The organism is Amycolatopsis sp. NPDC000009 (assembly GCF_055563465.1).
Genome location: NZ_JBVHDI010000005.1, coordinates 418,335 through 434,760, shown reverse-complemented (window position 1 = coordinate 434,760; position 16,426 = coordinate 418,335). Strand labels below are relative to the sequence as shown.

Below are 16,426 nucleotides of genomic sequence, written 5' to 3'. Positions count from 1 at the left end.
GAAAACCGGGGGGCTTCAAGCCGAACGGGCGCTAGGCGGTCCACCGTGCACCCTGGCGCGGCGGTGCTCAACTATCTACGCGGCGCCACTGTCGCTTGCGGCCTGCAACGCGCGTGGGCGGGGCAAGGTGGCTACCGCTTCCCGTACCGCTTCGTCGGAGTGCGTCGGTACGAAGATGCGGTTCTGCCTGGCCGCATACTCGTCGAGCACGTTCCATAGGTGAATCTGGTAGTACCAGTGAATGTCAAAGCTCCTGATCGTGTCTTCTGCGGCCACTACGAACTCATGCACCGGCATGAGCTCGGGCATAGGTCGGGCGCCATTGGCGATTTTGGCGGACATGTCCCGCGCTGCGCTCTGGCGCGGCCATCGTTGGGCGACGTCGGTAGCCAGTGCGGCAAAGAATGCGGCGGTGTCGATTACCTCACCGGCGGGGTAAGAGGGGTCGAACATATCGGTTACGTGGTCGTGCATGTCGGCCGTCTCCTGAATGTGTTTTGTCGGGTGTGAGCCGGAGTGTTGCCGGGGGTCCGCTCTGGCGGACCCCCGGCGGGCGGGTTAGGCGACAGAAACGGCTTCGCGCTCGGCGGCTTCGGCCTCGATTTCGGCGGCTTCGGCGGCGTCCATTTCCGCGAGCATGGCGGCGGCCTCCGCGTCGTAGGTGGCCTGCTCGGCCTTGGCGGCGGCGTTCTCGGCCTCGTCGGCGGCGGCCTCGGCGGCCTCGGCGGCCTTGGCGGCGGCGGCTTCGGCCTCGGCAGCTTCGGCGGTCGCGAACTCGACAATTTCGGCGGCGCTCTCCACCTCGTCCTGTCCACCTTCGGCGGCGGCGGTTTCGGCGGCCTCGATGGCGGCGGCTTCGGCCACCTTCGCGGCGGCCAACCGGGCGGCGGCGTTCTCGGCCTCGCCCTTAGCGACGGCTGCCCGTGCGGCGGCCCTGCGGGCGGCCACTTCGTCGGCTACCGCGTTGGCGGCGGCGTTCTCGGCGTCGGCGGCGCGGCATCCGGCGCATAGTCCGTCGTCTTCGGTCACGCCGCGAAGGTCGCGACTGGTGCGCATGTCGGGGCACCCGGCGCACGGGGCGAGTTCGGCGGGGGCTTCGTCGGCGGGCCTGCTCGGGAAGTGGGCGCGTCCGTAGTCGGCGATAGCGACGCGGAGGGCGGCGGATCCGGCGGCCTGCTTCCACTCGGTGAGCAGGAACACCCGCGCGGCGGTGAAGTCCAGATCGGTAAGGGCCACCCTGTAGCGGGCGTCTAGCGCGTCTGCGAAGGTGTGCCCTTCTGCGAGTTCGGGAATGCCGGGGTGGTGGTTCTTCTCCCGGCACTCGGCGCACAATCCGTCGTCGCCGTGTCCGGCCTTCATGCGGTCGTGGTCAAGGTCGTACCGGCCTCGGCTGATCGTGCACGCGAGGCATCGCAACGGCACCTCGGTGCCGCGCATGGCGGCTAGGTCGTAGTCGAATCCGGATGCGTAGACGTTCTCGGCGGCCTCGCGGTCCTCGCGGGTGGCCAACTGGGTGCCTTCGGCGACTCCGCCGCGCTCGCCCTGGTAGCGGCGGAAGGCGGCGGCGTCGGCTGCCTGCTGACGGGCCTTGCGGCGGGTGCGAAGGTCGGCGGCGTCCTGTCGGCGTGTCTGTACGGTGCTGGGGGCCTGGTAGTTGTTATGGCCGTTCCAGCGGGGCGCGCGGTCGTTGCTGGCCTGCGGGCGGTGGCGCTGCTCGCCGTTCTTGGGCGCACACGCGGCGATGATCGCGCGGTCGGCCTCGGTGGGGGCGCTTTCCCACCATGCGCGAAGCATGTCGACGCAGCGGTGCGGCTGGTTCTCCATCAGGGTGGCAATCCTGGCGATCAGCCAGAGCGCGCGCATGTCGGCTTTGTTGAGAAGCGTCTTTCCCAGCTTCTTTGCGGCGGGAATGTTTCCCGCTTCCACAAGCTTGGTCAGCTCGGTAAGGTTCTCCGGAACGGAGTAAACAACAGACATTGAATGATTCCCCACTACTTTTTTCCACCTGCCGGGTTTGGCGTTCCCGGTTTTGCTTACGGCTTTAAGCTTAGTGTCCAAAGCGCTACTTTTCAAGGAATAGGGCGCTTTCCGATGGTCAATATTTTGCAACTTTTCCCCGTGGTTTATGGCTCTGACCACGCGTTTCTCGCGTCGAAAAGGTGAGCGCAAATGCAAGAATTGATATGCGCTTGCTGATTGCTGCCCTTTCTTCCCCGTTCCCCCTGTCCCTGCCATCTCTTGTGTTGGGGTAGACGGGTCAAGGGTTCTGTGAAAAGATTTTTGGCGGAGCTTGCGGAGTCAAAAATCTTTTCACAGAACCCTTGAGGCGGCTGGCCCGACATAAGACGATCGAGGCCAGGGGGGCTCCGGTGACCACCCAGCGCTGCCGGGATGAGGCGCCGTACGCCGGCTGGGGCAGGGATGCGGTCGCGGGTGGGGCCGGGCGGCCGGGTCGCCGTCGGCCCCACTCGACTGGTCGTCCGCCTGCGGATCCCGTCAGGACGGGTTATGCGGGGGCGGAGGAGCCGCAGTCGCCCGGTATGCCGGGGGATGGCGACTGCGGCCTGTGGCTCAGAAGGGAACCACCAGGTCCTCAGGGGGCAGGCCGGGCGTCTCATCCTGGGGGCGTTCGATCACCCGGCAGACTGGGGCGTGCGGGCGGTGCCGATCGGACGCCGGGTGCGCGGGGCACGGGGCCCGCCAGTCGTCGGAATGCAAGTCGTGGACGTAGGGAACGAAGTCGTAGCGGCCGACGGCGCTGCTGTGCAACGGCACACCACATCGGCGGCAGTTGGCGGCCCAGGTCACCAGGTGGTCGACGGCCGGCAACGGGCCTTCGATCAGGACCGGCTCCTGTATCGCAACCTTGCCCGCCTCGATGACCGTGGACTCGGCCCAGTGGCCGACGGCGATCCCGAGGTTGACGGACTCGCCGCGGGGGCGGGTCTCGGCGTCGGCCGGTGCGCGCGTGACATACACATCCGGGCCGTCGAACACGGTGGCTTGGCGGCTTCCGGGCTCGTGGTAGTCGTAGTCCAAGTCACGGACGACGGTGCCACGCCGGAATCGTGCCAGAGCAAGCAGGCGGGTGCCGCCGTACCAGCCCGGTACCCACTGCTGCCCGGCGTGGACACGGAACGCGGCGGCCAGGCCGGGCCGTTCCGCTGCGGCGCCGGTGACGGTGAATCCGGCGGCCGCCAGGGGCAGAGCCTGGGACGGTGGCGCGATCTCCCAACCGCCTTGGCCGCCCTTCGCGCCCATGCGCTCTTGCCACAGTCCGGCAATCGCCGGGAGGCCGTGCCGGGCCGCGGCCTCCTGCTCCTCGTCGATGAGGTAGGGCGCGTAGTGGTGGGTGACCGGGCCGATGACTGGGCTTCCGTCGGTGTCGGCAACCAGGTATGAAAGTGTCATTCGCCCGGTGGCCTCGACCTGCACGACGTGTAGCGCCGGGTCCAGCGTCGGTAGCGGGCTGCACTCGGTGAGGTTGTGCTCGATGACCCGGAACTGTTCGAGGCGGGGACCGGCTGTTGCCCAATCAATCATCCGTGTCTGGTCGAACTCGACGTGACCGCCGCGGATCGGAGCGGTATTTAGCAGGCTCCCGACCCGATAGAATACCGCGTTGAGGTCGGGTCGCACTATGAGCGGGTCTCCGTAGGACGGCTCCAGCCCGGCGTCGCTGCGGTCACCCTGCTGTGCATCCTCCACGCTGGCGGCGGCGTAGTCGACGACACCGGTGGGGCCGAACCATGGCACGGTGCGCTCCCCCCAGGTGAGGGTGAACGTGACTGGGTCAACCTCGATGTGCGGTGGTTTCCGGACCGGGCTGGCCTTGGTGTTCATAGGTGGATGGACCTCCTGGCTGCGCCACGCCGGCCGCCGGCCGGTGGCCCCCAGGGCCTGGGGGCGGAGCGCGATCGCCGTGGCGGGGGGGGGGGGGGGGGTGGGGGGGGGGGGGGGGGCGCCCCCCCCCCCCCCCCCCCCCCCCCCCCCCCCCCCCACCCCCTTTTCGGTTTCGCGACGCGGGGTTGGTCAGGTGAAGCGGTGCCGGCCAGGTGGCGTGTTGCGAAAGTGGCTTTCGCAACGTTGAAGGTTGTGAAAGTGGCTTTCGCAACACGAGCGCCGGCCAGACGTAAGGACAGAACCGGGCGCGGGGACGTTCAGTAGGGGGTGTGTGGAAATAGGGACGCTCAACGTCCCTATTTCCACACACCCCCGCGTCACCGGCCCGGAACGGGGCCCGTTGGACATGTTGTCCGGGTCGGCCCTTCGGGCGACGATTCGGTGGGGGGACATGCCGCATTCGACGTCGGCGCCTCGACTTCGCGCAGGACGGGATTCGCCGAAGAACTTCGCTGATCGAGGGAGAAATTGATGGCTCAGTCGCGGATCGAGGACATCTGGCCGCTGTCGCCGTTGCAGGCAGGGCTGGTCTTCCACGCGGTCTACGACGGTGACGGGCTCGACGTCTACATCGGACACTGGGTCCTGGAGCTCGACGGTCCCGTGGACGCGGCGAGGCTGCGCGCGGCGTGGGAGGCGTTGCTGGCGCGGCACGCGTCGCTGCGCGCCTGCTTCCGGCAGCGTAAAACCGGCGAGACGGTGCAGATCATCGCCCGGCAGGTGGAACTGCCCTGGCGCGAGGTCGACCTGTCCCACCTCGCAGACGCCACAGCGGCCGTCAGGGAGCTGGCCGAGGAGGACCGGACGAAGCGGTTCGACCTCGCGACGGCACCGTTGCTGCGGCTGACGTTGATCCGGCTCGGCGACGACAGCCACCGTCTGGTGGTCACCTGCCATCACGCGATCATGGACGCTTGGTCGCTGCCCATCGTGTTCGACGAGCTGTCGGCGCTGTACGCGGCGGCGGAGCTGCCGGAAGTGACGCCGTACCGCGAATACCTCGCGTGGCTGAACCGGCAGGACAAGACGAAGGCGCTCGCGGCCTGGACGAACGAACTCGGCGACCTCGAAGCGCAGACCCTGGTGGCGCCCGCCGATCCGGGACGTGCGCCCGGAATTCCCGAGAGCATCACGGTCGAGCTGCCCTCGGAGCTCACCCGCTCGCTGGAAGATCTGGCCCGCGGCAACGGATTGACGCTCAACACGGTCGTGCAGGGCGCGTGGGCGATGGTGCTCGCGCAGCTGTCCGGCCGCACGGACGTCGTGTTCGGCGCGGTCGTTTCGGCGCGCCCGCCGGATCTTCCCGGCGTGGAGGGAATGGTGGGGCTGTTCCTCAACACCGTCCCGGTGCGCGCGCGGCTGCGTGGTTCGGCGCCGGTCGTCGAGATGCTGGCGGAGCTGCAAAGACGCCAGTCGGCGCTCATCCCCGACCAGTTCGTGGGGCTCGCGGACATCCAGCAGGCCGCCGGACCCGGCGCGAGCTTCGACACCATGATCGTCTTCGAGAACTTCCCGCGTGAGCTCGGCGGGCCGGATTCCGCCGCGCCCTTCGGTATTCGCGTGAACCAGGGCCAGGAGGCCGCCCACTATCCGCTGACGCTGGTCGCCGTCCCCGGCGAGTCGATGCTCGTCAAACTCGACTACCTCACGGACCTGTTCGACGAGGCCGCCGCGCGAGTCATCGTCGAGCGGTTCACCGGAGTGCTGCGTCAGCTGTCGCGCGAACTCACTGTCGCCGACATCGACGTCACCACCGCGGCCGAGCGCGAAACGGTCGGCCGGTGGGGTGTGCCGGCCGAGGCCGAACCGGACGTCCTGGCGCCGGATCTGTTCTCGCGTCAGGACGAAAGCGCGATCGCCGTCGTCGCCGGTGACGAGACGTTGTCGTACGGCGAGTTGGCCGAGCGCGCCGAGCGGCTCGCGGGCTACCTGAGCGGCAAGGGAGTCCGGCGCGGCGACCGGGTCGCCGTGGTGATGGACCGGTCGCCAGACCTGGTCGCGACCCTGCTCGCGGTGTGGAAGGCGGGAGCGGCGTACATCCCGCTGGACCCCGCGTATCCGGCGGAACGGGTGAAGTTCATGCTGGCGGACGCCGAGCCGTCGGCGGTCGTGTGCACGGAAGCGCACCGGGACGCCGTCCTGGACGGCGGTCTCGCACCGATCGTCCTCGACGATCCGGAGACCCGGCGCGGGGTCGCGGAGTCCGCCCGGCTGTCGATCGGCGCCACGGCGGACGACGTCGCGTACGTGATGTACACGTCGGGCTCGACGGGAACGCCCAAGGGTGTCGCGGTGTCGCACGGCAACGTCGCCGCCCTGGTCGGCGAACCGGGCTGGGACGTCGGCCCGGGCGACGCGGTGTTGATGCACGCTTCGCACGCCTTCGACATCTCCCTGTACGAGATGTGGGTGCCGCTGGTCTCGGGCGCCCGGGTGGTGCTCGCCGGATCGGGTGCGGTGGACGGCGAGGCGCTGGCAGGCTACGTGGCGGACGGCGTCACGGCCGCCCACCTGACGGCCGGGAGTTTCCGGGTGCTGGCCGAGGAGGCGCCGGAGTCGGTCGCCGGGCTGCGCGAGGTGCTGACCGGGGGCGACGCGGTGCCGCCCGCGGCGGTCGAGCGAGTGCGGCGGACCTGTCAGGACGTGCGGGTGCGGCATCTCTACGGGCCCACCGAGGCCACGCTGTGCGCGACGTGGTGGCTGCTCGACCCCGGCGACGACATGGGATCGGTGCTGCCGATCGGCCGTCCGCTCGCGGGACGGCGGGTCTACGTCCTCGACGCGTTCCTGCGACCCGTGCCCGCGGGGTTGCCGGGTGAGCTGTACGTCGCCGGAGCCGGTGTGGCGCAAGGCTATCTCGGCCGTTCGACGCTGACGGCCGAGCGCTTCGTCGCGGATCCGTTCGTGCCCGGCGGGCGGATGTACCGCACCGGGGACCTCGCGTCCTGGACGGAGGACGGCACGCTGGCGTTCGCCGGCCGCGCCGACGACCAGGTGAAGATCCGCGGCTACCGGGTGGAGCCCGGGGAGATCGAGGTCGCGCTCGGCCGGCTGCCCGGGGTCGCCCAGGCCGTGGTGATCGCCCGCGGTGAGCAGCTGATCGGGTACGTCGTCCCCGAAGCGGGGCAGGATCTCGACCCGGCGCGCCTGAGCGGCCGGCTCGCCGAGACGCTGCCCGAGTTCATGATCCCGGCCGCGATCCTGGTCCTGGACGAACTTCCGCTGACCGTCAACGGCAAGGTGGACCGGCAGACGCTCCCCGAGCCGGACTTCTCCTCGAAGGCGGCGGGCCGGGAACCTTCGACCGACGACGAACGAGTCCTTTGTGGAGTGTTCGCCGACGTCCTCGGGCTGGAGCGGGTCGGTGTCGAGGACAGCTTCTTCGAGCTGGGCGGCGACTCGATCTCGTCGATGCAGGTGGCCGCCCGCGCCCGGCGCGAGGGGATCTCCCTGACGCCGCGGCTGGTCTTCGAGCACCGGACGCCCGAACGGCTGGCGGCGCTGGCCAAGGAAACCGCGGCACCGTCCACAGTGGAGTCAGGGGTGGGCGAGATCCCGATGACGCCGGTGATGCTCGCTCTTGGCGAGAACGCCGTGCGCCCCGGCTTCGCGCAGGCACGGGTGATCGTCACCCCTGCGGAATTCGACCAGAACACGCTGGTCAAGGCCGTGCAGGCGCTGCTGGACACGCATGATCTGCTGCGGGCGCGGGTGGAATCGGGGCGATTGATCGTGCCCGAGCCGGGCGCGGTGGACGCGGCCGCACTCGTGACGCGGGTGGTGGAAGAGAACCTGGACGAGGCCGCCGAACGCGAGGTCCGGAAGGCGACGGCCACGCTGGACCCGGCGGCCGGGGCGATGCTGCGCGTGGTGTGGATCGACTCTCCCGACACCGGGCAGGGACGGCTCGCGCTGGTGGCGCATCACCTGGCCGTCGACGCGGTCTCGTGGGGAATCCTGCTGCCCGATCTGCGCTCGGCCTACGAAGACGCGGCGCTCGAACCCGTGGTGACGCCCTACCGGCAGTGGGCGCGGCGGCTGGCCGAGCAGGCGCGCGACGAGCGCACCGTGGCCGAAACCGAACGCTGGATCGCCCTCCTCGAAGGTGCGGAACCGGCCGTGGAACTGAGCCCGGGCAAGACGCACTCGTGGTCCGCGACGCTGTCCGGCGAAGTGGCGAACGACCTGCTGACCCGGCTGCCGAACGCCTTCCACTGCGGGATCCAGGACGTCCTGCTGGCGGGTCTCGCGGGTGCGCTGCGAGGAACCGGCGACGCGGTACTGGTGGACGTCGAGGGCCACGGCCGCGAGGCCGCCGACGGCGAGGACCTGCTGCGCACCGTGGGCTGGTTCACCAGCGTGCACCCGGTCCGCTTCGACGTCTCTTCGGGAGACTTGCTGAAGACGGCCAAGGAACAGATCCGCGCGATTCCCGGTGACGGGCTCGGCTACGGGCTCCTGCGGTACCTCAACCCCGACACCGGCGCCAGGCTCGCGGAGCTGCCATCCGCGCAGATCGGGTTCAACTATCTCGGCCGGACAAGCCTTTCCGCCAAGGACCCGGCGTGGCAGCCGGCGGGTGAAGGCCCGCTCGGCGGTGGCCCGGACATGATCCTGGCCCACCCCGTGGAGGTCGGCGCGGAGGTCCAGGACACGCCGGACGGACCCCGGCTGGGGCTCGCCATCGACGGCCGGGACGTCGACCCCGCCACGGTGGAACGCCTCGGGGAGGCCTGGCTGGCGACGCTGAACGCGCTCGCCGCCGATTCCGCCGCCGGTGGGCACACGCCGTCCGACTTCGCGCTCGTCGACCTGGCACAACAGGACGTCACCGAGCTGGAAGCCGCGACGCCGGGGCTGACCGACATCTGGCCGCTTTCGCCGCTGCAGGAAGGCATGCTGTTCGAGCGAGCCGTCGCCGACGACGGTGTCGACGTCTACCAGAGCCAGCGGATCCTCGACCTCGACGGGCCGCTCGACGCCGAGCGGCTGCGCGCCGCGTGGAACCAGGTGGTCTCCCGGCACGAAACGCTGCGGACGAGTTTCCATCAGCTGGCATCCGGCGAACCGGTGCAGGTCGTCGCCGCCGAAGCCGAAATCCCTTGGCGCACGGTCGATCTCTCGCGCGTCGGGGAGGCGGACGCGGCCGCGGAGATCGAACGGCTGCTCGCCGAGGACCAGGCCGAGCGGTTCGACGTGACCAAGGCGCCGCTGCTCCGGCTGATGCTGATCAAGCTGAGCCCGGTGCGGCACCGGTTCGTGCTGACGTCGCACCACGTCCTCCTCGACGGCTGGTCGACGCCGCTGGTCTTGGGCGAGGTGTCGATCGCCTACGCGGGCGGGCAAAACCCGTCGAAGACACCGTCCTATCGGGACTATCTGACCTGGCTGAGCCGCCAGGACGTCCAGGCGACGCAGGCGGCGTGGCGGACGGAACTCGCCGGTTCCGACGAACCGACCGTGGTCGACGCCGACGCGGACAAGGCGATGGTCGTGCCGGGTGAGCACGCCGAACGGCTGTCCGAGACGGCGACGCGGAACCTCACCGGCTTCGCCCGCGGGCACGGCCTGACGCTGAGCACGATCGTGCAGGGCGCGTGGGCGCTGGTGCTGTCGCGGCTGGCGAGCCGGACGGACGTCGTGTTCGGGACGGTCGTGTCCGGACGTCCGGCCGACGTGCCGGACGTGGAACAGATGGTGGGGATGTTCATCAACACCGTCCCGGTCCGCGTGCGGCTCGACGGCGACCTGCCGGTGCTGGAAATGCTCCAGGACCTCCAAGCCCGGCAGTCCGCGTTGACCGAGCACCAGTACCTGGGGCTGTCGCAGGTGCAGCGCGCGGCGGGTTCGGGCGCGGTCTTCGACACCATCGTGATGATCGAGAACTACCCGCACGACGCCGACGGTCTCGGCGACGACGGCGGTGTTTCGATCAGCTCGGTCGAGACCAGGACGGGCACCGGTTATCCGCTGACCATGAGCGTTTCGCCCGGGAAGAGCCTGCAGATCCGCGTGGCCTACCGGCCCGACCGGATCGAGGCGGGAACGGCGGCCGAGGTCGCCCGGCAGGTCGTGCGGGTGCTGGAGCGGGTGTCGGCGGAGGCCTCGCTTCCCGTGGGACGCCTCGGCGTGACCAGCGAACCCGCACGCGAATCCGTGGTGGAGCGGTGGAACGCGACGGGCGAGGTGACCACGGGGGTCACGGTGCCGGAGCTGTTCCGGCGCCGGGCCGGGGAGTCTCCGGACGCCCTCGCCGTCGTCGACGGGGACCGCACGCTGTCCTACGCCGAACTCGACCGGGAATCGGACGGGCTGGCCGGGCGGCTTGCCGCGCTGGGCGTGCGGCGTGGTGACCGCGTCGGTGTCGTGATGGAACGCGGCGCGGACCTGATCGTCGCCCTGCTCGCGGTCTGGAAGGCCGGTGCGGCCCAGGTCCCGGTGAACGTGGACTACCCCGCCGAACGGATCGAGCGGATGCTGGCCGATTCCGGTGCGGCGCTGGCGATCTGCGTGGCGGCGAGCCGCGACGCGGTGCCGGACGGCGTCGAGCCGGTGGTCATGGGTGTGACGGAGCACGAGGCACCGCCGGTCACCATCGGCGCGCACGACACGGCCTACGTGATGTACACGTCGGGATCGACCGGCGTGCCGAAGGGTGTTTCGGTGCCGCACGGCAGTGTCGCGGCGCTCGCGGGTGACCCGGGCTGGTCGCAGGGGCCGGGGGATCGGGTGCTGCTGCACGCTTCCCACGCGTTCGACGCGTCGCTGGTCGAGATCTGGGTGCCGCTGGTGAGCGGGGCCGCCGTGGTGGTCGCGGAACCGGGCGCGGTGGACGCGCAGCGGGTGCGGGAAGCGGTCGAACGCGGTGTCACCACGATCCACCTGACGGCCGGGACTTTCCGCGTGGTGGCCGAAGAAGCGCCGGAATCCTTCACCGGGCTTCGGGAGATCCTGACCGGCGGCGACGCCGTGCCGCTCGCCTCCGTCGAGCGGATGCGCCGCGCCTGCCCCGACGTCCGGTTCCGTCAGCTGTACGGCCCCACCGAAATCACGTTGTGCGCCACCTGGCTCGTCCTCGAACCGGGTGCCGAGACGGGCGACGTCCTGCCGATCGGCGGACCGCTGGCCGGCAGGCAGGCGTACGTGCTCGACGCGTTCCTCCAGCCGGTGGCGCCGGGCGTGACCGGCGAGCTGTACCTCGCCGGTGCCGGTCTGGCGCACGGCTATCTGGGCGCTCCGGCCGCGACGGCCCAGCGGTTCGTCGCGAACCCGTTCGCGGCCGGCGAGCGCATGTACCGCACCGGCGACCTCGCGCGCTGGACCGACGACGGCGAGCTGCTGTTCGGCGGCCGGGCCGACTCCCAGGTGAAGATCCGGGGCTACCGCGTCGAACCGGGGGAGATCGAGGCGGCGCTGACCGCGCTGCCCGACATCGCGCAGGCGGTCGTGGTGGCGCGGGAGGAACGTCCCGGCGAGAAGCGGCTGATCGCTTACGTCACCGCGGAATCGGGACTGGAATCCGAAACGATCCGCACCCGGCTCGCGGAGCGGCTGCCGGAGTTCATGGTGCCCGCGGTGGTGCTGGTGCTGGACACCTTCCCGTTGACGCTCAACGGAAAGATCGACCGCGCCGCCCTGCCCGCCCCCGAGTTCGCCGGGAAACCGGCAGGCCGCGAACCGCGGACCGAGGCCGAACGCGTCATGACCGATCTCTTCGCCGAGATCCTCGGCCTGGAGCGGGTCGGCGCGGACGACAGCTTCTTCGAACTGGGTGGCGACTCGATCCTGTCGATGCGGCTGGCCGCCCGCGCCCGGCGCGAGGACTTCGTCTTCGGTGCCAAGCAGGTCTTCGAGCAGAAGACCCCCGCGGGGATCGCGGCGGTCGCCGAGCGCGGCGTGCAGGAGGCCGAGGTCGCCGACGGTGTCGGCGAGGTGCCGTGGACGCCGGTCGTGCGGGCGTTGCTCGAACGCGATCCCGGCGCGATGTCGCGGGGCGCGCTGGCGCAGTGGGTGACGGCGGGCGTGCCCGGCGACCTTTCACTCAAGGCGTTGACGGCCGGTCTGCGCGCGGTGATCGACACGCACGACCTGCTGCGGAGCAAGGTGATCGATTCCCGCCTGGTCGTGGCGGAACGCGGATCCGTCGACGCGGCGGCGCTGCTTCAGCGGGTCGAGGGCGGAGACGGTGACCTCGACGAGATCGCGGAGCGTCACGCGCACGAGGCCGCCGGACGGCTCGACCCCACCGCGGGCGTGATGCTCCAGGCCGTTTGGGTGGATGCCGGATCCGAGGGACGGCTCGTGCTGGCCGCTCATCACCTCGCGGTCGACGTGGTGTCGTGGCGTGTCCTGCTGGCGGATCTGCAAGCGGCGTGCGAGGAACCGGTGCTCGACCCGCCGCCCGTTTCGTTCCGGCGCTGGGCGCGGACGCTGGCAGGCCAGGCGGCGTCGCGGACCGGGGAACTGGAGCTGTGGAAGGGAATCCTCGACGGCGCACAGGCGCGGGTCGGCGAACTCGATCCTCAGCGCGACACCATCGCGACTTCGGGGCGCAAGTCGTGGACGCTGCCGCGGGATCGCGCGAGCGTGCTCGTCGAGAAGGCCACGACGGCCTTCCACTGCGGCGTCCACGAGATACTGCTGGCGACCCTCGCCGGCGCGGTCACTCAGTGGCGTGGCGGCACCGCCGTCGTGGTGGACGTCGAAGGTCACGGTCGTGAGTCCCTCGACGGGATGGACCTGTCGCGGACGCTCGGCTGGTTCACCGACGTCCATCCGCTCCGGTTGGACACCGCCGGGGCGGACACGCCTGGCCGGTTGCTGAAGCAGGTCAAGGAGAACGTGCGAGCGGTGCCCGACGGCGGGCTCGGCTACGGGATGCTGCGGTATCTCGACGCGGAGACCGGGAAGGCACTGGCTGCGCTGCCGGCGCCGGAGATCGGCTTCAACTACCTCGGGCGGTTCTCGGCCCGGCCCGAAGGCGACGCGGAACCCTGGCAGCTGGCCGGGACCATCGGTGGCACGGCGGAAGACGACCTGCCGCTGCGGCACGCCGTCGAGATCGACGCGGTCGTGCTCGACGGGGCGTTCTCGCTGACTCTGACCTGGGCGGAACGCCTGCTCACGGAGGCCGACGCGGAGGCGCTCGGCCAGGCATGGCTGGACATGCTGACCGAGCTCGCCCGCCACGCCGCGGGCGGCGCGGGCGGGCACACGCCGTCGGACTTCCCGCTGATTTCGCTGACCCAGCAGGAAGTGACGGACGTCGAGGCCCTCGTCCCGAGCCTGCACGACATCTGGCCGCTTTCCCCGCTGCAGGAAGGGTTGCTGTTCCACGCGGTCGACGAGCGCGGCCCGGACGTCTACGCCGGTATCCGTGACATCATCCTCGACGGTCCGCTGGACGTCGTCCGGTTCCGCGCGTCGTGGCAGACCCTGCTCGACCGGCATCCCGCGCTGCGGGCGGGTTTCCACCGCCTCGGCTCCGGGACCGCCGTCCAGGCCGTCGTCCGCGACGTTCCGGTGCCGTGGCGGGAAACCGATCTGTCGCATCTGCCCGAGGACGAGGCGCTGGCGGAATTCGAGCGGCTCGCGGCGGAATCCCACGCCGAGCGGTTCGATCTGGCGAAGGCGCCGCTGCTGCATCTGCACCTGGTGCGGTTCACCGACCGCAGGCACCGGCTGGTGCTCCGGTCGCACCACATCTCGGCCGACGGCTGGTCGCTTCCGGTGTTCCTCGGCGAGGTGATGGCGGCGTACGAAGGCGACCAGTCGCTTCCCACACCGACGTCGTACCGCGAGTACCTCGCCTGGCTTTCCCGCCAGGACAAGGCGGCCGCGAAGGAGGCGTGGCGGACCGAACTCGCCGGGCTCGACGAGGCGACCCACGTGGTGCCACCGGACACGATCGCCGTACCCATCGAGCCGGACCGCGTCCGCTTCGAACTCGACGACGACCTCAGCGGCCGCCTGATGGAGTTCACGCGGCGCCACGGCGTCACGACGAACACGCTTTTCCAAGGTGTGTGGGCACTTCTGCTGGCCAGGCTCACCGGGCGCGAAGACGTCGTTTTCGGGACCACGGTGGCCGGACGGCCGGTCGAGATCCCCGGCGTCGAATCCGCGGTCGGCCTGTTCATGAACATGCTGCCGGTCCGGGCGCGGCTCACCGGCGCCCAGCCGTTCCTGGAGATGCTGGCCGATCTGCAGGCACGCCAGGTCGCGCTGATGCCGCACCAGCACGTCGGGCTGACCGAGATCAACCAGCTCGCCGGTCCCGGCGCGGCCTTCGACACGATCGTGGTGTTCGAGAACTATCCGCCGCCGCCCCCGCCGTCCGACGATCCCGACGTCCTCGCCCTGCGCCCGGCGGGGATCCCGGACGACACCGGGCACTATCCGTTGTCCATCCGCGCTTCCGAAGGCGGTGGCGTCCACGGCGAGGTCATCTACCGGCCGGACGTGTTCGGTCGTGACCGGATCGAGGAGATCGTCGCCTCGATCATCCGGGCGCTCGACCAGGTGGTCACCGAGCCGCGGGTACCGGTGGGCCGGGTCGCCCTGATCGGGCCGGAGCAGCGCCGCCTGGTGATCGAGGAGTGGAACCGGACCGACGTGCCGTTCGAGGCCGAGGCCCTGCCGGTGTTGTTCCGCCGTCAGGTGGAGCGGTCGCGCGACGCCGTGGCGATCGAGGACGCGAAGCGGACCTTGACCTACGGCGAACTGCTCGGCGAGGTCGAGACGCTGGCGCGGCTGCTCGTGGGGCTGGGTGTCCGGCGGGAGACCCGGGTCGGTGTGCTGGTCGAACGGTCGGCCGAGCTCGTGGTGACCATGATGGGCGTGACGTTCGCCGGCGGGGCGTTCGTCCCGGTCGACCCGGACTATCCGGCCGACCGGATCGAGCTGATGCTGACCAGTTCGGCGCCGCGGGTGCTGGTGTGCACGGCGGCCACGCGGGCGGTGGTGCCGTCGACGTTCGACGGCGAAATCCTGCTGCTGGACGAACTTCCGGCCGCCGATCCGTCGGTCGTGTTGCCGTCGGTGAAGGCGACCGACGCGGCGTACGTGATCTACACGTCCGGGTCGACAGGGGTGCCGAAGGGCGTCCAGGTCACTCACTCCGGGCTCGGGAACCTGGCGACCGCGCATATCGAACGCCTCGGTGTGACGGCGTCGTCGCGGGTCCTGCAGTTGTCCGCGATCGGTTTCGACGCCATCGTCTCCGAGCTGTACATGTCCTTGCTGGCCGGTGCGACCCTCGTGCTGGCCGACGCGGAGAGCATGCCGCCGCGGGTGACTCTCGGCGACGCGCTGCGGCAGTGGGGGATCACGCATCTCACGGTGTCGCCGAGTGTGCTGGCGGTGGAGGAGGATCTGCCGGACACCCTGCGCGGCGTGCTGACCGGGGGCGAGGTGTGCACCCCCGCGCTGGTCGACCGCTGGTCGCCGGGGCGCCGGTTCATCAACGCGTACGGCCCCACCGAGACGACGATCTGCTCGACCATGAGCGCCCCGCTGTCGCCGGGACACGAGATCGTCCCGCTCGGCGGCCCGATCCGGAACGTGAAGCACTACATCCTCGACGCGTATCTGCAGCCGGTGCCGCCGGGGGTCGCGGGCGAGCTGTACATCGCCGGGGCGGGACTCGCCCGCGGTTATCTCGGACGGCCGGGTCTGACGTCGGAACGGTTCGTCGCCGATCCGTTCACGCCGGGCGAGCGCATGTACCGCTCCGGCGACCGGTTCCGCTGGGCTCCCGACGGCGAGCTGATCTTCGTCGGCCGGGTCGACGCGCAGGTCAAGGTGCGCGGCTACCGCGTCGAGCCCGCGGAGATCGAGAACGTGCTGGCCGGACATCCGGGCGTCGCCCAGGTCGCGGTCGCCGTGCACCGGGACGGGCCGGGCGACAAACGGCTGGTGGCCTACGTCGTGCCCGCGGACGAGGCCGACGGTTCGCTCACGTCGGTGCTGCGCGAGCTGGCGGCCGCCCGGCTGCCGGAGTACATGATGCCCGCGGCGTTCGTGGCGCTGGAGAAGATGCCGCTCACCCCGAACGGCAAGCTCGACCACCGGGCGCTCCAGGCACCCGACTTCTCCGGCCTGTCCTCCGGCCGCGACCCGCGCACGGCCATGGAGGCGAAGCTGTGCGAGCTGTTCGCGGAGGTGCTGGGCCTTGAGCAGGTCGGGCCCGACGACAGCTTCTTCGAACTCGGCGGCGATTCGATCATCTCGATGCAGCTGTCGGCCCGCGCCCGCCGCGAAGGGCTGGAACTGAGCCCATGGCAGGTGTTCGAGGAGAAGACACCGGAACGGCTGGCGACGCTCGTCAAGGAGATCCCACCTGAAGGCGAGACCGCCCCGGAGCCGGAACCCGACGGGGGTTCGCTCGTGGCGCTTTCCGCGGATCAGTTGGAACAGCTTGAGGCCGGGTTCTCGTGAGTGGCAAGGACGGTTCTAACCGTCCTTGCCACTCACGAGCCCCATCGGACACGCGAGTTCACTCACCCACTCGACCAAGGAGCAA

4 protein-coding genes are annotated in these 16,426 nt (G+C 70.4%); 1 reads left to right on the top strand and 3 read right to left on the bottom strand.

Annotated features, from left to right (window positions below):
• Positions 1-75: 75 nt before the first annotated feature.
• From ACZ3HL_RS17860 to ACZ3HL_RS17850, 3 genes are all read right to left on the bottom strand, one after another.
• Positions 76-474 carry a hypothetical protein gene (locus ACZ3HL_RS17860; protein ID WP_465532152.1) on the bottom strand — a complete coding sequence of 133 codons (399 nt, stop codon included), beginning with the start codon at positions 472-474 and terminating at the stop codon, positions 76-78.
• 84 nt (positions 475-558) lie between these two features.
• Complete coding sequence (locus ACZ3HL_RS17855; RefSeq protein WP_465532150.1) at positions 559-1,977, bottom strand: hypothetical protein; 1,419 nt, start codon at positions 1,975-1,977, stop codon at positions 559-561.
• A gap of 594 nt (positions 1,978-2,571) precedes the next feature.
• Complete coding sequence (locus tag ACZ3HL_RS17850; protein WP_465532148.1) at positions 2,572-3,843, bottom strand: hypothetical protein; 1,272 nt, start codon at positions 3,841-3,843, stop codon at positions 2,572-2,574.
• 531 nt (positions 3,844-4,374) lie between these two features.
• Here ACZ3HL_RS17850 and ACZ3HL_RS17845 point away from each other — a divergent pair.
• Positions 4,375-16,341 (top strand): non-ribosomal peptide synthetase, encoded by an 11,967-nt coding sequence (locus ACZ3HL_RS17845; protein ID WP_465532146.1) that lies wholly within the window; start codon positions 4,375-4,377, stop codon positions 16,339-16,341.
• Positions 16,342-16,426: the final 85 nt, after the last annotated feature.